This window comes from Oceanispirochaeta sp. M1 (assembly GCF_003346715.1).
Lineage (GTDB): Bacteria > Spirochaetota > Spirochaetia > DSM-2461 > DSM-2461 > Oceanispirochaeta.
Genome location: NZ_QQPQ01000042.1, coordinates 22,114 through 40,944 on the forward strand (window position 1 = coordinate 22,114; position 18,831 = coordinate 40,944).

Below are 18,831 nucleotides of genomic sequence, written 5' to 3' on the forward strand. Positions count from 1 at the left end.
ATGAAAGATAACAGAGTTCGAGAAGGACAACTTAGAGGAGATGGGTATAGCTTCACCCTTGTGGTGAGCCGTTTCAATGACATCATTACGTCCAGGCTGGAAGAGGGTGCGAAAGACTGCCTTTATCGGCATGGAGTGAATGAATCAGAGATAAAGATAATACGTGTCCCCGGAGCTTTTGAAATTCCTCTGGCAGCCTCATGGGCAGCAGCCGAAAAGCCGAATGCCGTGATCTGCCTGGGAGCGGTAATCAGAGGGGGGACTCCTCATTTTGACTATGTGAGTTCTGAAGTTTCCAAGGGAGTTGCTTCAGTATCACTGGAATCATCCATTCCCGTCAGTTTTGGAGTTCTTACCTGCGATACCCTGGAGCAGGCCCTTGAGAGAGCCGGCAGTAAGGCAGGTAATAAAGGCTGGGAGGCCGCCATAACAGCATTGGAAATGGCAGACCTCCGTAATAGTTTTAATCAGTAAGATTTCTCAACCCAGGGTGACAACGACGTCCCATTCTTCCTTAGCTTCTTTAAGGGGCAGGATGTTTCCGTCGATCTTCTCTCCGTTGACTGTGATAGATTTTACTCCGGAGCTCAGACCTTCAGGGTTGCGTACAATAATATTGTAGCAGTTTCCTCTGAAGGTTCTGGATGCTCTGAACTCAGGCCAGTCTGAAGGGATACAGGGATTTACTTCCAGACCCTTAAGCTGAGGACGTATTCCCAGTATCCACTGACTGACAACAACAAAATTCCAGCTGGCAGTACCTGTGAGCCATGAGTTCTTGGCTTCACCGTGGTTTACCGCATCCCTTCCGGCAATCATCTGAGAGTAGACATAGGGTTCTGTTCTGTGAACATCACTGATATCTTCCCTGAATGCAGGACAGATTCTACTGTAGTAGTCAAATACCTTATTTCCGTTACCTTCCATGGCTTCACCGATCATGACCCAGGGGTTGTTATGGCAGAAAATGCCAGCATTTTCCTTGTATCCGGGGGGATAGGAGGATACTTCACCCAGCTCTACATGATATTCCTTATAGGCAGGCTGGAGGATCATGATTCCGTGATCTGTAGCCAGTTTCTCCTCAACAGAATCTAGAGCTTTTCTGGGCCATCCCTTGTTCTCACCGATACGGGCCATGGAACAGAATCCCTGACTCTCGATAAATATCTGACCGTCTTCACACTCTTTGCTTCCAATTTTATTACCAAGGGCATCATAGGCTCTCAGGTACCACTCTCCGTCCCAGCCGGCTTTTTCTACAGCCTTGTCCATCTTTTTAACAGCGGATAGGGCTCCAGCGGCTTTATCTTTTTTTCCCATTGTTTCCAGGAGTTCGGCATATTCCTTACCGATGTAGGAGAACATACCGGCAATCATCAATGATTCGGCTGTATCACCCTTCTTGTTTGTGGTTGTCTGGAAGGAGTCATCGGGGTTCGTGGAGAAGCAGTTCAGATTCAGACAATCGTTCCAGTCGGCTCTGCCGATCAGGGGCAGTCCGTGGGGACCAAGGTTATTCTGTGTAAAACTGAAGGAGCGCTCCAGGTGGGTGGCAATGGTTTCGGGTACATCGGGAATATCATCAAAGGCTACTTTCTCATGGAGAATGGAGAAATCTCCGGTCTCTTTTATATAACGGCTGATTCCCATGATAAGCCACAGGGGATCATCATTGAAGTCTCCACCCACATCTGCATTACCCTTTTTTGTGAGGGGCTGAAACTGGTGATAGGCGCTTCCGTCAGAGAACTGTGTGGATGCAACATCAAGGAGTCTGATTTTTACTCTTTCCGGGAACTGGTGAACACAGCCGAGCATATCCTGACTTGTGTCTCTGAACCCGATACCCCTTCCGATTCCTGATTCAAAATAGGAGGCGGAGCGGGCCATGTTGTAGGTGACTGTACACTGATACTGATTCCAGATATTTACCATTCTGTTTACTTTTTCATCGGGTGTGGAAACGGTAAAACGGGAGAGAAGTTCCTGCCAGTGAGTCTTAAGTTCAGCCAGTGCTTCATCAAAAGCCCTAACTGTTCCATATTTTGTCTGCTCTTTTTCGGCGGGTTTTCTGTTTATCTTTCCGGGAGATTCCCATTTATCTTCGGGATCAACTTCGGTGTAACCAAGGAGAAATACCAGAGCCTTCTCCTCTCCCGCCTTCAGGGTAATATCAAAACGGTGTGAGGCAACAGGGGACCATCCGGAGGCCATTGAATCTCCGCTGGTACCCTTCATGACCTGCTGGGGAGCCTCATAGCTGTTATAGAGACCCGTAAAGGTCTCTCTGTCTGTGTCGAAGCCCTGGGGAGTTTCACTGGCGTGGTACCAGGCGTAGTGATCTCTTCTCTCTCTATACTCTGTCTTGTGATAAATCGAAGCTCCATGAACTTCAACTTCACCGGTACTGAAGTTTCTCTGAAAGTTTGTCTGGTCGTCCCAGGCATTCCAGAGACAGAATTCCATAAAGGAGTAGAGCTGAAAAGTTTTATCTTCTGTTCCTTTATTCCGGATTACAACTTTCTGCATCTCCAGATTGCTCTCATCAATAGGTACAAGAAAGGTCGTCTCTGTTTCCAGTCCGTTTTTTGAACCGGTTATTCTGGAGTAGCCCAGACCGTGACGGCACTCATAGCTGTCCAGTTCGGTTTTGCTGGGTTTCCAGCCGGGATTCCAGACGGATTCTCCATCGTTGATATAAAAATAACGTCCGCCTGTATCCACTGGGACATTGTTATAACGGTAGCGGGTCAGTCTTCTTAGACGTGCATCTCTGTAAAAACTGTATCCTCCGGCTGTATTTGAAACCAGGGAAAAAAAGTTATGACTTCCAAGATAGTTGATCCAGGGGTAGGGGGTAGCCGCTTCATTTATGACATATTCTCTGTTGTGATCGTCAAAAAAACCGTATTTCATCGGGTTTTCTCCTTATAGGTTCCGGGAGGGGGGTGAAAACTTTCATTTTATGAGGGCCCGGAAGTTTATATCGTTGGTATGTTTGAGTCTCAAACATACCAACGATAATTACATGAGGACCGGGGAAAGTCAAGCTCAATAGAGGCAAATTGACAGCAAGGCCTACTGCTTCTACAATCAATATTAGTATTATGGCTACACAGAATCACATTAACAACATCAATATGTCCCGTGTTCTTCGCAGTATATGGCTGAATCGCGGCTGTTCCAGAGCGGATATGTGCCGTGAATTGGGACTTAATAAATCAACTGTAACAAAGAATGTTCAGATTCTTCTGGATCAGGGAATCGCCGAAGAGATCAGAGAAGGAGATTCTTCTCCCCTCGGCGGACGGCGGCCTGTTGCTCTGGGAATCCGTCAGGACTTCTGCTATATCATGGGATTGGAGATTCAGACCGAGTTTTACAGAGCAGTGATCTGTAATGCCAGAGGCGAAGTTGTCTTTACCCGGGCCAACAGGCTCAAGGAAGGGGAATCCTCTATTCTGGATCAGTTCAGGCACTCCATTGATGAGCTCCGGTCTTTTATCAAGGAGTTCCAGGTTAGCGGAATAGCTCTCGGTGTGTCGGGGGTTGTAAATGCAGATGAGGGAATTATCCACCACTCCATGTCTTTTGGTATTGAAGAACCCTTATCCTTTTCTGTTATCGCTTCGGAGATAGCCGGTATTCCTGTTATGGTCGAGAATGATGCAAACTGCTGCTGCTGGGGAGATCTGGCAGGCCAGCTGTCGGGGCGTGAGGAGAACAGTCTCTTTCTTCTTTCGGAATTCAGAGACCGGGATATTCATAAGCCCGGTCATCCCAGTCTCTCTGTGGGAATAGGCCTGGTTTTGCGAGGGCAGGTACACTACGGGAAAGATTATTCTGCGGGTGAGTTCACCTCTGCCCTGCGGGAGATGGGCCATAACGGTCAGTTCTCACAGGACCCGGAGGAGCTGGGACTCCTCTGGCATGATAAGCATCAGGTTTTAAGAACTGTTACTGAGATAGGACGGAATATCGCCTTTCTTGTGAATACACTGAATCTGAGCCGAATTGTTATCGGTGGCGTACTTCAGCAGTACAGTGAGGATGTTAAAAAAATTCTGGGAGAGTGTATTGATGATTCATGGCCTTATGATGACCATGTAAACTGTCAGATAGAGTTTTCATCAAAGGGTGATTTTACTGTTGCACACGGTGCCTGTGGTTATTATCTGGAGCAGGTTTTCGGACTTCCCGATGTTGAAAAGCCGGCTGCCAAGGGCTGGGAATTCATTCAGTCCCAACTGACTGTCTGAAATCATAGCAGTTTTTCAGATGGATTCTATAAGTAAATTTTATCCCTCCTCCTGCCGATAGGAATCTTCATATATGACTACGTTTATTGCTTCTATCTTCAAGAAAAACAGTTCATTTTACAACCTGATGCTCTGGTCATTGATTGCAATAGTTTCTGCTGTTGTCGCCAATGTAACGGTGCAGGGATTTCTTTTCCTCTATCACAGGATAACCGCGGCATTGGCATCTGTTCATGCAATCCCTCTCTGGGTATGGCCCATAATCGGAGCAGTCCCGGTAGGATTTTTTGTGTACTCCATCGTTCCCTCTTCAATGGGAGAGGGAATTCCTTCATACCTGGAAGGAGTCAGGAAGCGGGGTGGCATTCTCTCCTTAAGGGAGACTGTTTTTAAATTTATGGCAGCCCTCATTACTTTGGGAACTTATGGAAACGGAGGATTCCTGGGACCTGTCGGCCGTATGAGTGCCGGTTTTATGTCGTTCATCGGGCGTGTCGCGGGACGAATCGGGGGGCGGCGGACAATTGATCCGGCTCTGCAGTTACTCTTTCCAATCTGCGGAATGGCCGCAGCCGTAGGGGCTCTCATGCACAGTCCCATCGGTGCGGGTATCTTTGCTGTGGAGATAATCCTCAAAACCAATATGCGCTACAGGCAGCTTTTTCCGGCAATTCTCGCAAGTTCCGTATCAGTTTATATTGCGAAATATTTCGGTTTTGATCCTATTCTTGTGATCCGCGCCAATCAGGTGCATATGGAGATAATTCTACTTCTTGAGATTCTTATTGTAACTGTTTCTGCCGGATTTTCGGGGAAGGCATTTATTCTCACTTATACAGGAGTCTCAAAGCTTTTTCAACGTGATACGATTCTCTCCCCACTGAAGCAGACCTCATTTCTGATAGCCGGATCGGCTGTCTCATCACTGCTGATTATTGCCAATCCCTATCTTCTGGGTAAGGGGTTTCAGATAACAGATGCATTGATGATATTTAATCCTGATATCCTGAGAGGATTCCTGCCTCCGGGGCTCCCCATGTTTGGGGTCCTTTTTATTTTGATTCTGATTAAGGGACTGGGGAATATATTTACTGTGGGTTCCGGGATGAGCGCCGGATTTACGGGACCTGCGGTTATGATGGGTATGCTCCTGGGTGCCTGCTTTGCCGATCTTTTTCATATAATTCCGGGTTCTCCAGAATATTTTGCTCTTCTTGCTGCAGGTTTTGCCGGATATTTTGCCAGCATTATGAATACTCCCATTGCTGCTGCGATTATTGTTGTCGAGTTATTCGGCCTCTATTACAGCCTGCCTGCAGGCCTTGCTGCAGTTGTGGGATATATGGTGAATCAGAATCATACACTCTATGATATGGCTCTTGAGGAGCGGGAAGAGAAGCTGGAAGATCAGCCCATAATGCCGTAATGCTCTAATGCTATGCTGACTCCGATCAGTATAAGAATGATTCCACCGACGGTTTCCATTCTTTCTCCAAACAGATGACTTAATTTATGACCCACATGGACTCCCATGTAGGATACGGCAAATGTAATCACTCCGATAACCAGGGCTTCAAATAGAATTGAAGAGCCGAGAAAGGCGAGACTCACACCAACGGCAAGGGCATCAATGCTGGTGGCTACAGCCAGAAGCAGTAGATTCTTCAATCGGAAAGTCTCATCGGGATCAGGGCATTCTCCATTTGGATGGAGGCTTTCCCATATCATCTTTCCACCGATAAGTAAGAGGAGGGCAAGGGATACCCAGTGTCCATTTATATCCAGCCATGATCCTCTGAAAAGAGAGGCTCCCAGCCACCCTGCAATAGGCATAAGAGCCTGAAAAAGTCCGAACAGGGCTGCTGTGATCAGGCAGTGTCTGTGTCTGAAATCATCCATGGTACAGCCGCAGGAGAGGGAGGCGGCAAAGGCATCTGCCGATAGAGCAAAAGCTGTTATAATTAATGTAATCAGATTCAAAAGATCACTCTCCGTATATTATCTGTCTGTCGGCCATTTTACAGTCTGGAGCTCTTCGATGCAAGAAGCCGGGAGCCTGGACGCAAATCGGCCATACTGAAGTATGGGGTTTTAGTAATGAAATCTATATACATCTGATTTGAATAATGTTTATAATAAAATTTATGAATGAAAATAGAATATCCTGGGGTATCATCGGTGCCGGAGATGTGGCCGAAGTAAAGAGCGGACCCGCATTTAATAAGGTGACCGGTTCAGAACTGCTGGCTGTTATGAGAAGAAATCCTGATAAAGCCGAAGATTTTGCAAGGAGGCATGGAGTCTCCTCCTGGTACAGTTCAGTTGAGGAAATTCTTGCCCGTGATGATATCAATGCGGTCTATATTGCGACCCCTCCCTCGTCTCACAGGGAACTGGCTGTTAAAGCCCTTGAAGCAGGAAAGCATGTATATCTCGAAAAACCTGTCTGTCTTACAGCTGATGAAGCAAGGCTGATAAAGCCTGTTCTCGACAAGTCAGGAAAGAAACTTGTTGTGGCTCATTATCGCCGAGGACTTGATTCATTCAAAACAGTTAAGAAGATTCTCGATGCAGGAGAAATCGGAGATATACAGTTTGTTCAGATCAGGGTACTACAAAGAAGGGACGCTTCCTTTTTGACAATTACAGATGATAACTGGCGGGAGAATCCTGCTGTTTCGGGGGGTGGCCTGTTCACAGATATTGCTCCCCATCAGATAGATCTGATGCTTCACTATTTCGGTGATGTGAAAGAATCTTCGGGTTGTTCTCTGAACCGATCAAAGCTGACTGCTTCGGATGACTATGTCGCCGGCCGTATACTTTTTGAATCGGGTATTCCCTTTGAGGGATTGTGGTCATTCACTATAGATCATGAAGATCATTGTCTGGACTGTTGTGAAATCTACGGTTCTGAGGGAAAGCTGACATTTTCATTTTTCGGAGAGAAACTCAGTTTTTTCCGTAAAGGCAGTGAGAAAGTACTTAATTTTACAAATCCTGTGAATATACAGCAGCCTATGATTCAGTCGGCTGTCGATTACTTCCTGGGAGCAGGGGACAATCCCTGTTCTATGGATGAGGGAATCGCCTGTATGGAGATCCTTGACAGTTTTACTCGCTAGACTCATCCTGGTCCTGATGGATCAGAAGTTCTTTAGTATTTAACAGAACATCCACTACTTTTTTTCTCCCTGACTGAAGCAGTCTCTGAACAGTAGCTCTGGAAACTCCCATTGACTCAGAAGCTTCAATCTGGTTGAAACCATCGTAGTCGCAAAGCCTTATTGCTTCAAACTCATCCAGGTTAAGCTCAACTGTTTCAAGTTCCCGGGATGGTATCCCTGAGGGCTTAAAATTCCTTCTTGAATCAAGGTTGCGGCAGTTTCTTTGTTTGTATCGTCTCGGCATTAGAAATATTATAATCCATTCTCCCTTGAAAGTTAACCATTCTTTTCGAATTTTTCTATTCCAGCTCTTGCCTTCTGTTTTACATAGTGGTATCTTGTGCATATGCCCAAAGTGCATATGCACATGGGGAATTATGGAGGCAATTATGGCTAAAGATATGAAAGTAGCATTTCCTACAAACGACAGAGTAAGTGTGGAAGAACATTTTGGACATGCAAAGGAATTCGCATTCGCAATAGTAAAAGACAGCAAAGTGGTGAATACAGAATATGTTGTTCCCCCTGCTCATGCGCCCGGTGTTATTCCTGAATTCGTAAAGAGCCAGGGAGCCACTGCCATCATCACTGGTGGAATGGGTGGAATGGCTGTAAAGATTTTCAAGGACAACGGAATTGATGTCATCCTTGGTGCTAAAGGCAGTATTGAGGAAGCCCTGAAGTTTTATGTGGATGGAAATCTGGAATCCACAGGTTCAGTCTGTGATCACAATCACGACTGATTTAATACGGTCTGTCTGACTGACCCCGGGCCTACAGGCCTTGGGTCATCAGGCACAAAGGCTTCAAATAAGCCTTTGCAGAGTGTAAGAACTCTTTAAAAATCAGGAGAACTTTTATGAACAAAAATGGAATGGGACCTCAGAACTCAGGACCCTTAACAGGTCGTGGTATGGGAAACTGTAATAAAGATTCCCTTTCTAATACAACGAATGCCGGATTTGCCGGACGTGGAATGGGCCGGGGAAACGGCATGGGTCGAGGCATGGGTCGAGGTATGGCAGTACAGGGAATGCAGGCAGAATCTGCTCTGATGATGCGAATTGAAGCACTTGAAGCAGAAATCCAGGCCTTAAAAGGAAATAAATAATGATTGTAGCACTATGCAGTACAGGACAAGATCTGGACGCAGAACTGGACAGCCGTTTCGGACGCTGTTCAAATTTCGTATTTTTTGACACCGAGAAGCGAAGCTTTGTTTCAGAGACAAACACAGCGAAAAAAGTTGCAGGCGGTGCCGGTGCTCAGGCTGTTCAGCAGCTGGTTAACCATGGTGCCGGAGTCCTTATTGCTCCGGAAGTCGGTCCTCAGGCCATGGATGCCCTTCTTGCAATGAACATTCCAGTTTTCAGACAGGGTGAACAGATCACAGGTATAAATGTAATTGATGCCTGGGAAAATCACCGTCTGGAAGAGCAGCACAAGGCATCCGTTGCCGGGATGCACCGGGCCTGATTGATGAAAGTAGCAATCCTCAGTGGAAAGGGCGGAACCGGTAAAACAACCGTTTCCACTCATCTGGCCAGTCTGTATCCCAAGGCTCTGTATATGGATCTGGATGTGGAGGAACCCAATGGAGATCTTTTTCTTAAACCTGAATGGGAGGAAGAGATCCCCGTCAATGTTTCCTACCCTGTTATTGATAATGACAAGTGCACTCACTGCAGGAAATGTGCAGCATTCTGTCAGTTTAATGCCTTGATTGCCGGAGCGGCCATGACTATCTCCATGAAAGAGATCTGTCACAGCTGTGGGGGCTGTGCTCTGATCTGCCCTACGGGAGCTATTACATACGGTGAAAGAACTGTAGGCAAAGTCATGAAGGGAACATCGGCCTATGGAAATCCTGTTTTAACAGGAAGAATGAATGTCGGGGAATTTACAGGTGTCCCTGTAGTAAAGAAGGTTCAGAGTCTGGCACCCTCTGAGGGAATCGAAATAATTGACAGTCCACCGGGTACGGCATGTACGACTGTGGCTGCCATTAAAGATTGTGACCTGGCAGTCATTGTGACAGAACCAACACCCTTTGCCCTAAGTGATATGAAAATGGTTGTAGAAATGCTCCATTCAATGTCTCTGCCAATGGCTGTAGTTATTAATAAATCGGGAATCGGAGATCGGGAAGTATATAATTACTGCACACAGGAAGGGCTTGAAATCCTGGGAGAAATCCCCTTCAGTATGGACCTCGCCAGGTATTATGCTGTTGGTGAAATGCTTGATAATATCCCATCTGATGTAAAGGGTGAATTTTTAAAAATCCTGGATAGTATGATCCGGATTACTGCTGAAGCAGGAGTTTCTGTCTGATGAATAAAATAAAAGAAACAGTAATTATTTCCGGAAAAGGCGGTACTGGGAAGACTTCAGTCACGGCCTCTCTTATCCCTTTTATGAAGGATACTGTCTTTGCAGACTGTGATGTAGATGCTCCTAATCTCTCTATCCTTCTTGAGCCTGAAAGGAAGAAGGAAGAACTCTTTTACGGTATGAAAAGAGCTGTATTCAATCAAGATTTGTGCAGCAGTTGCGGTCAATGTCTTGAATATTGCCGTTTCGGGGCTATCAGGGATGATTTTTCTGTAATTACACCGTCCTGTGAAGGATGTGCTGTGTGTGTTCATGTCTGTCCTACGGGAGCCATGACGATGAAAGATGTCCCAGTAGGATCATTGTTTGAATCCGAAACTCCCTATGGCACCATGGTTCATGCCAGGCTTATACCGGGGGAAGAGACTTCAGGACGTCTTGTGTCTCAGGTTCGTAAAAATGCTATGACTGTTGCCGAAGAGACAGGTAAATCCCGCATCCTGATTGATGGACCTCCCGGAATCGGCTGTTCTGTAATTTCATCTGTAACCGGAGCCGATTCAGTCTGTATCGTAACCGAACCTACACTCTCCGGACTGCACGATTTAAAGCGTGTTTACACCATGATTTTACGTTTTAATCCCGAGGTTTTTATCATCATTAATAAATCGGATTTGTCTGAAAAAGTATGCAGCGATATTGAGGCCTTTGCCGCTGAAAATGATATACCCGTAACCCTGAAAATTCCGTTTCGAAAAGAGATAATTGAGGCTCTCTCGGATAAACAGATCCCTTCACTGGCTGAAAAAGAGTTTTTTCGGGATCTGGGATGGGAGGATTTGATTAAAAAGCTTAATCCTTCTGAGATTCAGTAAAAGTATTTAATGCCCTGTTCCTTCAGGGGATAAGTGATTCTACTACCGCGGTTGGGGCCTGCGGAGTGGTTGGGGCCTGCGGAGTGGTTGGGGCCTGAAGAGTGGTATCTGATACAATATTAGAGAAATGACTATTTTTTCTATTTCAATTTATAAATGTCTTGCCTGTCTGCAATAGCTGAATTATTATATCTGAATATGCGAGCACACGCTCACTTATTTAAAAACCATTAAGGAACAGATATATGACTGTCAAGTTACCAAAAATCCTGAAGAAATTTGAAAATGATCCTCTATCAAGGAAACTGAGAGTAAAACGGCTTTTTTTTCTGGAATGTCTGATCCTCGGACTGTTAATATTGATACTGCCGATTGTATATATATATATCCCCATTCTTATCACAATCATATTTCTGGCCATTGCCAACGGCGCGGCCATAATTATGGTCATCAGGGGAAAGCTATCGGTCTCAGAAAATCTGCATTTCCTGTCTCTGGCTATCACCCATACAGTCCTGCTTCTTTTTGCAACCGATAGGATATATGATGTTGCCTTTTTTACTATAACAGGAACCTTCTTTCTTATGGATATTCTGCTTACAACAACAAAGTCCTGGCGGTTGTACTTTATGGCCAGTCTCATTGTTCTCACTCCCATACTGTCCAGTTACCTTTTTCTGATGGACCCCCTCATGGAAGAAGCCGAGAGAATGACCCTTATAGATCTGAGCACTCTTTTAATCATGGCCATGGGGGTAGGATTAATCATTATTGTACAATTCCGGGATTCAAAAAATCTCCTGTCCATGACACTTTCTGAAGCAGAAAGCAGTGAACAGCGTTATCAGAAGGTTCGGAAACTGGTGGTCCAGTCCCAGAGCTCCATGTTGATTGGAGACACACTGGAGGAAACATCCAACACAACTCTGGATGCGGTTAATGATATGAGAATCGATATTTCGGAAGTTCAGGAGGGGATCTTTTCCCTTTCAAATACTGTAGACAATTACAGCCGCAACTCTGAGGCCGCCCTGGATGTGGCAGAGAAACTGGATGCCTCCAATAAGGATCAGAGTTCCGCCATCACAGAGTCTGCTTCGTCGATAGAGGAAATGTCAGCGTCTATCGTTAATATCTCCCGTGTCTCCGAAAGTAAAAAATCCAATATAGAAAATCTGGTAAATCTTGCCGATAACAGCCGGGGTATGATGAGACAGATGAAACAGGCCATGGGAAACATCGAAAAAACCGGCAATGAGGTTATGGATGTAATAAGCATTATTGAGGATGTTGCTGCAAAGACCAATCTTCTTGCAATGAATGCCGCTATCGAAGCAGCTCATGCAGGGGATGCCGGAAAGGGCTTTTCGGTAGTCGCCGATGAAATTAGAAAGCTCTCTGTAACGACAAATGAAAATACCGAACGGATAAAAAGAACAATAGAAACATCAAATGAAAATATCCGAACCGCCAGTGTACAAAACAGTGAGGTAGGCACTCTTATTGAAAAAATTCGTACAGATGTGGATGACTTCGCAAAAATCATCAGTGAGATAATTGACAGCCTTCAGGAGATTGCCAACGGGACCCATGAGGTCAATACAGCTGTAAGTTCCCTTCGGGATATTTCTGTAGAGACTGGAGAGATGGTTACTGAGCTTAAAGAAAAAATTACATCAAATGACGAGGAAGTAGGAAGAATCTCTGAGATGTCCGGAAGCAGCCAGGAGAAGATCGATCGGACTCTAACGTCCTTCCTGGGCATAATCAGCAGCATCGAGCAAGTGAAGGAACTGGGACAGAAGACTACCGGGTCTATGAAAGATCTGAACAGAAATCTCGAGCAGATTTAGATCGCCAGCCCGTTTCTGATAAAATCCATGATTCCGGCGATCAGGGCATCGTCATCATCGGCGATGTCTGTGCCGGCATAGACTTTGAGTCTTTCTCTGTAGTAGGCACTGGAAGAAGAGAACTGAACCATCATGATCAGGTTGTCCAGGCAGAAGGATATTATGCCTGGATGAACCTCATTTCGGATAATTCCCTTTTCTTTTGCCTCATCCAGGTATTCTCTGTACAGCTTTGCAGTAATTCCTTCCATCTTAAGAGATATTTTGTTGGCCAGGGCACTGAGTCCTTCGGTTGAAACATCCAGATAAATCTGATTAATCTCTTTGTATTTTCTGGAATAATCCATACTTGTTCTCAGCAGGGCCTCAATACATACGAAGATGTCACCTTCCATCTCAACTATTTCACTGAGAGCCTTCTCCAGCAGAGCATATCCCCAGTCCAGAACGGTCATGATCAGGGCTTCTTTGGAGTCAAAATACCTGTACATCCCTCCGATGCTGATCCCCGCATTTTTGGCTATGGTATTGATACTGGCCGCATTGTAACCCTTTGCAGCAAACTCAGTTATGGCAATATTTAATATTCTTTCCCGTTTTTCCGGAGCTATATTTTCAAATGTTTTCTTATGGTAATGTTCGTTTAAACCTGTTTCACCGGTTTTCTTCATCTTTATTCCTTACAAAAATATTGGATAGTCATCCATTATCACCGGAATTCTTGCAAATTCGGGGATAAAACACAAGAGCTATGACTTGACTTGACCTGGAGGATAAAAAGGCCTTGCGTTATTTCAGATCTATTGTATCATAAAAAGAGAGCGAGCGCTCGCACTCTTATTGAAAAGGTGTGAACAATAAGTACAGGAGGAATAAATGACTGATTCAAAAGTCAAAGCCAGATGTAATCTCTTTGCTGTTTTAAGAGGTATTGAATACCTGGTGGAGAATGACAGTGAATGTGCAGAACTGGTAAAAGGAAAGAATCTGTCCATTCAGTTCAATGTAAAGAATGGACCCAGCGGAAACCTGAGTTTTAAAGACGGCAAAGCCGAGATGAAAGAGGGGAAGCATAGAAGCACTATTCTCTTGTTTTTCACATCCCCTGATCACTTCAATAAGATGATTGATGGAACGGGTAATCCTATCCCTCTCAAGGGATTTACAAAAATAGGATTCCTCACCGGCCCTTTTATGAAACTCGCAGATAAACTTAATTACTATCTACGTCCTGAGGGGGATCTGTTAAAAGATCCTGAGTATTTCAAGATGAATACAGAAATGACAGCCTATGCAGCATTTTTTGCTCTGGCTGAAATCGGAAATTATGACAGAATGGGACGTATGAGCGCTCATCATATGCCTGATGGTGTATTGCAAGTCATGGTGGAAGATGGCCTTGGTGTCCAGGTTCATGTGAAAAATGGGACACTCAGTTGTACAAAGGGACATCATGATGATCCCCGGGCCATTCTCAGTTTTAAGACTCTTGATGTTGCTCATAGGGTTCTTAACGGACAATTGGATACTTATACAGGTCTCGGAAACGGCGAAATGGCTATGCGCGGATTTATTCCCATGCTGGATAATATGAATCCTCTGCTGGATCTTGTCCCACTGTATCTGAGCTGAGACTGAGGAGAAAAAAAAATGACAGAATTAAAAGAAACTGAAGCTTTAAACAGCTATGAAAAATCTATGGAGCTCTATAAGAGAGCTTTGAAAGTTATTCCTGCGGGAATCCCCGGACATCTTGGACCTGTTCAGTCCCAGTTTATCCCGACATCAGCCTATCCTCTGTATGCAGAAAGGGCAAAGAACTCCTATTTCTGGGATCTGGATGGAAATAAGTTCATCGATTACATGTGTGCCTACGGTCCTAATGTTCTTGGTTATAACAATGATGTTGTAGATCAGGCTGCCCGTGAACAGTACGATATGGGGAACTGCATGGCTCTTCCCGGAAAGAAACAGGTGGAGTTTGCTGAACTTCTGGTAGATACAATCGAGATGGCCGACTGGGCTTTCTTTATGAAGAATGGAGGGGATGCCACTGGTTTTGCAAGAATGATTGCTCATGCCGCTACAGGTCGGGATATGGCAATCATGGTTGAGGGCGGATACCACGGAGTTGCTCCCTGGACACAGCCATTGACTCATGCCGGAGTAACCGAAGGGGATGTTGGAAATAATCTGATTGTTCCCTGGAACGATGTGGCTGCTGTTGAACGCCTGGTTAAACAATATCCCGGTAGAATCGCCTCATTTATGGCTACTCCCTATGATCATCGGGTTTTTACTGATAATACACTGCCCGAAGAGGGGTACTGGCAGAAGATCCGCAAGATCTGTACTGATAACGGTATTGTGCTGATCATAGATGATGTTCGCTGTGGATTCAGACTGGATCTTGGGGGATCGGCAAAATACTTTGGGTTCAAACCGGACCTGACATGTTACTGCAAGGCCCTTGCCAACGGATATCCCATCTCGGCAGTCGTAGGAGTTGATTCCCTGAAAGACTCTGCAGCCAAAGTGTTCTATACAGGAAGTTACTGGTCAAGTGCAGCACCCATGGCCGCAGGAGTTGCCTGTATCAACGAGCTTAAACGACTGGATGGTGCCAATCTGATGATGGCTATGGGTAAGAAACTGACAGAAGGCCTTGTGAAAGCGGCTTCTGCTGTAGATCTTAATCTTCAGATCAGCGGTATTCCTTCGATGTTTTATATGAGACTGACCAATGATAACTCTCTGATGATGCAGCAGGAATTTACATCTGAATGTGCCAGGCGGGGTGTCTTTTTCACCAGTCATCATAACCATTTTATCAACTGTTCTCTTACAGATGATGATATCAATGACACCGTGAATGTGGCGGCCGATGCTTTCAGCATTGTGGCCAAAAATAACCCTGGAAAACTAAACAAATAACAATTCGGGCCATTCAACAGCCCTGAAAGAGGAGTAATTTATGCCTTTAGATAAAGATGATTTCCAGATGCTGGAACAGAAATCCAGAGAACTTCGGAAATTGATAATAGATACAGTTGTATGGGCCGGCAGTGGACATGTCGGCGGTGCATTGAGTTCCATCGATATGATGACTCTGTTGTATCATAAAGTAATGAAGATTGATCCTGAGCGTCCTGAATGGGAAGATCGAGACCGATTTATCCTGAGCAAGGGTCATATCGGTGTGGGTCTTGCCCCGGTTCTGGCAGACAAGGGTTATTTTCCCAAGGAGTGGCTGGAAACATATAATCATACTCACAGTTTGCTGGGTATGCATCTGGATAAGCATAAGGTTCCCGGTCTGGATGCCTCAACAGGCTCATTGGGTCACGGATTGCCTCTCTCTCTGGGTCTGGCTCTTTCGGCCCGCCTGAAAAAACAGGATTTCAAGACCTACTGTCTCATGGGTGACGGTGAATGTGATGAAGGTTCCGTCTGGGAAGCAGCCATGGCCATCTCCCATTATAAAGCTACTAATGTCGTTGCTATCGTTGATAGAAACCGCTGTATGATAGATGGCGAAACTAAGGATGTCATGACTCTGGAACCCTTTGCCGACAAATGGAGAGCCTTTGGTTTTAATGTGATCGAAGCCAATGGTCATGATATGAATGAACTCTATGATGCCATAGAGGCCGCTCATAAGGAAACAGAAAAACCCTCTGTCATTATAATGAATACATTGAAGGGATGCGGTGTAGATTTTATGAGCGGAAATTATAAATACCACTATGCCGGTTTTGATGCAGAACGGGCTGAGCACTGTAAAAAAGAAATAGACCGTTACCACGATGAACGGATGAATGCTTAGACCCTGAGCGGCTAAATAAAGGAGTAAAAAATGGGCGGATTAAATTATACAATGGAAGATACAGCCAAGCTGTCTACAGCTGAATTGTATGGAAAGACCCTGGTTGATCTGGCAGATCAGCACCCCGAGGTCGTAGGTTTGACCAGTGACCTCGCTAAGTCGACAAAAATCGGTGTTCTGGGTGAAAAATATCCAGAAAGACTTATCAACGTCGGAATTGCCGAGCAAAATCTGATGGGGACAGCGGCGGGAATGGCCTTGAACGGCATGGTACCCTTTGTCTCTACTTTTGCGGTATTCACAACAATGAGAGCCCTGGATCAGGTTCATACAGATATCTGTTACCAAAACCTGAATGTGAAGATGATTGCCACACATGGCGGTCTCTCCTTCGGCCAGGCGGGAACAACCCACCATTGTACCGAAGACATCAGTATCATGAGGTCCATGGCCAACTGTAAGGTGATTATCCCGGCAGATGGAATGGAAACCGCCAACGCCGTTCAGGCTGCATATGAGACTCCCGGACCTATCTATATCCGGATCAATCGCGGCTTTGACCAGCAGGTGTATGATACAACCGAATATGACTATGAAATCGGTAAAGCTGTAGAGCTTCATGAGGGTACGGACCTGACCTTGATTGCCTGTGGCTCTGCTGTCTGGAGTGCCCGTGAGGCGGCTAAGGTTCTGATGTCTACCGACGGCATCAGTGTCCGTGTCCTGAACATGCATACCATTAAGCCTCTGGATAAAGAGGCTGTTCTCAAGGCAGTTCATGAAACAAGAAGAATCATAACTGTTGAAGATCATAATATAATCGGCGGTCTGGGTTCTGCAGTTGCCGAGGTTATGGCAGAAAGTGGAAAAGCCTGTGCCTTCAAACGCCTGGGTGTTCCAGATACCTTCTCCATCATCGGACTCCACGAAGATCTGATGGCCCACTACGGTTATGATGTGAATGGAATCATAGCGGCTGTCAGGGAAGTGATGGGCGCCGATTTCGAAGAAGATGACGACTGGAATGATGAGATTTAATCATGAGTGAAGAATATAAACAAACTGAAGAGTATTTTGCCAATCAGGTCTTTCTTAATGCCGTTCTTCCCCTGTTGAAGACCGTAGCGGAAGGAAAGGAATCACTCAAAAAAGTCTGGGAAGGAAAAAGCGGTATCTGTCAGATCCGATGCATGGCAGATGATGGAGATGATGGAACTCATTTTCTGATAGAAGACGGTTCATGGACCGTTAAAAGAGGGCTCTGTGATGAAAAGCCCAATGTGGAGCTGGTTTTTAAATCCAGGGCTCATCTGAATCAGTTTTTTAAGGGGAAACAGTTTCCATTTCCTGCCATGAAAGGTGTGATCAAAGGGAAGGGATTATTTTTACCCTTCATGAAATCACTTGTTGGTATGGGTGGTTTGCTCGCCTCAACTGAGGCTCCCAAGACAGAAGAAGATCAGAGAGTACTGGTAAAAAGTATGTTTAATCTCCTCTCGACGGGGATAAGTACCCTGAATAAGCTGGGACATCCTAAAGTTAAGGCCTGGACCGAGAAAAGTCCCGACCGTGTGTATGCATGGACTGTGGGTGAAGATGAAGAGATGGCAGCCTATATCAGAATTAAGGCTGGTAAGAGCAAAGCTTCCCGGGGTATTTACCGCAGGAGTATGCCTTTCTTTACTATGCACTTTGATTCTGTGGCCAGTGCTTTGGGAATCCTCCTTGATACGGATGACATGATTGAGTCTACCATGAGCGGTAAGCTGACCATGAAGGGTGCTCCTGAATATGGAGCTCAGCTGGGTGAACATATGCTTATGGTCGGTGGTCTGATTCAGTAGGATCTCAGGGTTCTATGAATAAAGGAATGTATAATGAGAATTAAGTCATTAAGTCATGCCGGTATAACAGTCAGCAGCATTGAGAAGTCCGCTCGCTGGTACTGGGATGTATTTAAAATGCCCCTGGTTAGTGTAAGTGAGCTTACAAAAGAGGAAGTTGAAGCTAAAAAGGATCTCTATAGACTGGAGGACTGTTCTGTGCGCCTCGGTTTTCTTCTCTGTCCAAAGGGTGGAGTAGTGGAGATTTTTGAGTTTTCCCGGACTGAAGCAGCCAGTCACCGCTGGAATGCCCCCGGGGTCACTCATTTCACTCTTGATGCTAAAAATATCAAGAAATGGCATGCAAAATTATCAGCCAGAGATGATGTGGACGTTCTCTGTCCTCCTCAGACAACAGATGGAAATGAGTGGTTTTTCTTTAGAGATCCCGATGGAAATCTGATTGAGCTGATAGACCTGAAGTTTAATTATTTCCTTATGAGAAGACTGGGGAAGCTTGCAGGTTTCCTGATGAGAAAAGGTCCTTATAAATCCTATTATAGTTCACAGCTGTCCAAGATAATTTGAAAGGGGTTTTATAAAAGCCGATCTCCGTTTATTCTTAAGTCGACTAAAACAATACAACAAAAGGAAATCGGCTATGAGTCATCATACTACAACGTTTGGACAG

20 protein-coding genes are annotated in these 18,831 nt (G+C 45.3%); 16 read left to right on the forward strand and 4 right to left on the reverse strand.

What is annotated here, in order from left to right; translation table 11 throughout:
* Positions 1–474, forward strand: coding sequence for a 6,7-dimethyl-8-ribityllumazine synthase (gene ribH / locus DV872_RS21485; RefSeq protein WP_114632026.1), 474 nt, complete (start codon positions 1–3; stop codon positions 472–474).
* Between the two features lie 6 nt (positions 475–480).
* Here ribH and DV872_RS21490 read toward each other — a convergent pair whose 3' ends face one another.
* The gene (locus DV872_RS21490) at positions 481–2,919 is read right to left on the reverse strand and encodes a GH36-type glycosyl hydrolase domain-containing protein (RefSeq protein WP_114632027.1); all 2,439 of its coding nucleotides are present in this window, start codon (positions 2,917–2,919) and stop codon (positions 481–483) included.
* 191 nt (positions 2,920–3,110) lie between these two features.
* On the opposite strand from DV872_RS21490, the gene DV872_RS21495 reads away from it, so the two are divergent.
* On the forward strand, positions 3,111–4,262 hold the full coding sequence (locus DV872_RS21495; protein ID WP_114632028.1) for an ROK family transcriptional regulator: 1,152 nt from the start codon (positions 3,111–3,113) through the stop codon (positions 4,260–4,262).
* 73 nt (positions 4,263–4,335) lie between these two features.
* The gene (locus tag DV872_RS21500) at positions 4,336–5,688 is read left to right on the forward strand and encodes a chloride channel protein (RefSeq protein ID WP_114632029.1); all 1,353 of its coding nucleotides are present in this window, start codon (positions 4,336–4,338) and stop codon (positions 5,686–5,688) included.
* Here the strand turns inward: DV872_RS21500 and DV872_RS21505 are convergent.
* On the reverse strand, positions 5,670–6,242 hold the full coding sequence (locus DV872_RS21505) for a manganese efflux pump MntP family protein (RefSeq protein WP_114632030.1): 573 nt from the start codon (positions 6,240–6,242) through the stop codon (positions 5,670–5,672). The genes DV872_RS21500 and DV872_RS21505 overlap by 19 nt on opposite strands.
* A gap of 164 nt (positions 6,243–6,406) precedes the next feature.
* On the opposite strand from DV872_RS21505, the gene DV872_RS21510 reads away from it, so the two are divergent.
* Entirely contained in the window at positions 6,407–7,387 is a 981-nt protein-coding gene (locus DV872_RS21510) for a Gfo/Idh/MocA family protein (protein WP_114632047.1), read from the forward strand.
* Here DV872_RS21510 and DV872_RS21515 read toward each other — a convergent pair.
* On the reverse strand, positions 7,377–7,673 hold the full coding sequence (locus DV872_RS21515) for a DUF134 domain-containing protein (protein WP_114632031.1): 297 nt from the start codon (positions 7,671–7,673) through the stop codon (positions 7,377–7,379). The genes DV872_RS21510 and DV872_RS21515 overlap by 11 nt on opposite strands.
* A 145-nt stretch (positions 7,674–7,818) precedes the next feature.
* Between DV872_RS21515 and DV872_RS21520 the strand changes: the two genes are divergently transcribed.
* From DV872_RS21520 to DV872_RS21545, 6 genes are all read left to right on the forward strand, one after another.
* Entirely contained in the window at positions 7,819–8,172 is a 354-nt protein-coding gene (locus DV872_RS21520; protein WP_158547108.1) for a NifB/NifX family molybdenum-iron cluster-binding protein, read from the forward strand.
* A gap of 116 nt (positions 8,173–8,288) precedes the next feature.
* Positions 8,289–8,540, forward strand: coding sequence for a DUF5320 family protein (locus tag DV872_RS21525; RefSeq protein WP_114632033.1), 252 nt, complete (start codon positions 8,289–8,291; stop codon positions 8,538–8,540).
* Entirely contained in the window at positions 8,540–8,905 is a 366-nt protein-coding gene (locus tag DV872_RS21530) for a NifB/NifX family molybdenum-iron cluster-binding protein (RefSeq protein ID WP_114632034.1), read from the forward strand. The genes DV872_RS21525 and DV872_RS21530 overlap by 1 nt, the downstream gene beginning before the upstream one ends.
* 3 nt (positions 8,906–8,908) lie before the next feature.
* Positions 8,909–9,763: a P-loop NTPase gene (locus DV872_RS21535; RefSeq protein ID WP_147283235.1), complete on the forward strand. Its 855-nt coding sequence runs from the start codon at positions 8,909–8,911 to the stop codon at positions 9,761–9,763.
* A complete protein-coding gene (locus DV872_RS21540; protein ID WP_114632036.1) occupies positions 9,763–10,638 on the forward strand; it encodes an ATP-binding protein in 876 nt (291 codons plus the stop codon). The genes DV872_RS21535 and DV872_RS21540 overlap by 1 nt, the downstream gene beginning before the upstream one ends.
* A gap of 245 nt (positions 10,639–10,883) precedes the next feature.
* Complete coding sequence (locus DV872_RS21545) at positions 10,884–12,491, forward strand: methyl-accepting chemotaxis protein (RefSeq protein ID WP_114632037.1); 1,608 nt, start codon at positions 10,884–10,886, stop codon at positions 12,489–12,491.
* Here DV872_RS21545 and DV872_RS21550 read toward each other — a convergent pair.
* The gene (locus DV872_RS21550; RefSeq protein WP_114632038.1) at positions 12,488–13,162 is read right to left on the reverse strand and encodes a TetR/AcrR family transcriptional regulator; all 675 of its coding nucleotides are present in this window, start codon (positions 13,160–13,162) and stop codon (positions 12,488–12,490) included. The two genes, DV872_RS21545 and DV872_RS21550, sit on opposite strands and share 4 nt — an antisense overlap.
* 205 nt (positions 13,163–13,367) lie before the next feature.
* Between DV872_RS21550 and DV872_RS21555 the strand changes: the two genes are divergently transcribed.
* From DV872_RS21555 to DV872_RS21580, 6 genes are read left to right on the forward strand one after another with little or no spacing between them, the layout of a single operon-like run.
* Positions 13,368–14,123 (forward strand): hypothetical protein, encoded by a 756-nt coding sequence (locus DV872_RS21555; RefSeq protein WP_114632039.1) that lies wholly within the window; start codon positions 13,368–13,370, stop codon positions 14,121–14,123.
* A gap of 18 nt (positions 14,124–14,141) precedes the next feature.
* A complete protein-coding gene (locus DV872_RS21560; protein WP_114632040.1) occupies positions 14,142–15,425 on the forward strand; it encodes an aminotransferase class III-fold pyridoxal phosphate-dependent enzyme in 1,284 nt (427 codons plus the stop codon).
* 40 nt (positions 15,426–15,465) lie between these two features.
* Complete coding sequence (locus DV872_RS21565) at positions 15,466–16,317, forward strand: transketolase (protein WP_114632041.1); 852 nt, start codon at positions 15,466–15,468, stop codon at positions 16,315–16,317.
* 30 nt (positions 16,318–16,347) lie between these two features.
* Entirely contained in the window at positions 16,348–17,355 is a 1,008-nt protein-coding gene (locus DV872_RS21570; protein WP_114632042.1) for a transketolase family protein, read from the forward strand.
* A 2-nt stretch (positions 17,356–17,357) separates the two neighbouring features.
* A complete protein-coding gene (locus DV872_RS21575; protein WP_114632043.1) occupies positions 17,358–18,161 on the forward strand; it encodes a hypothetical protein in 804 nt (267 codons plus the stop codon).
* 33 nt (positions 18,162–18,194) lie between these two features.
* Positions 18,195–18,728, forward strand: a complete 534-nt coding sequence (locus DV872_RS21580) for a VOC family protein (RefSeq protein ID WP_114632044.1) — start codon at positions 18,195–18,197, stop codon at positions 18,726–18,728.
* Positions 18,729–18,831: the final 103 nt, after the last annotated feature.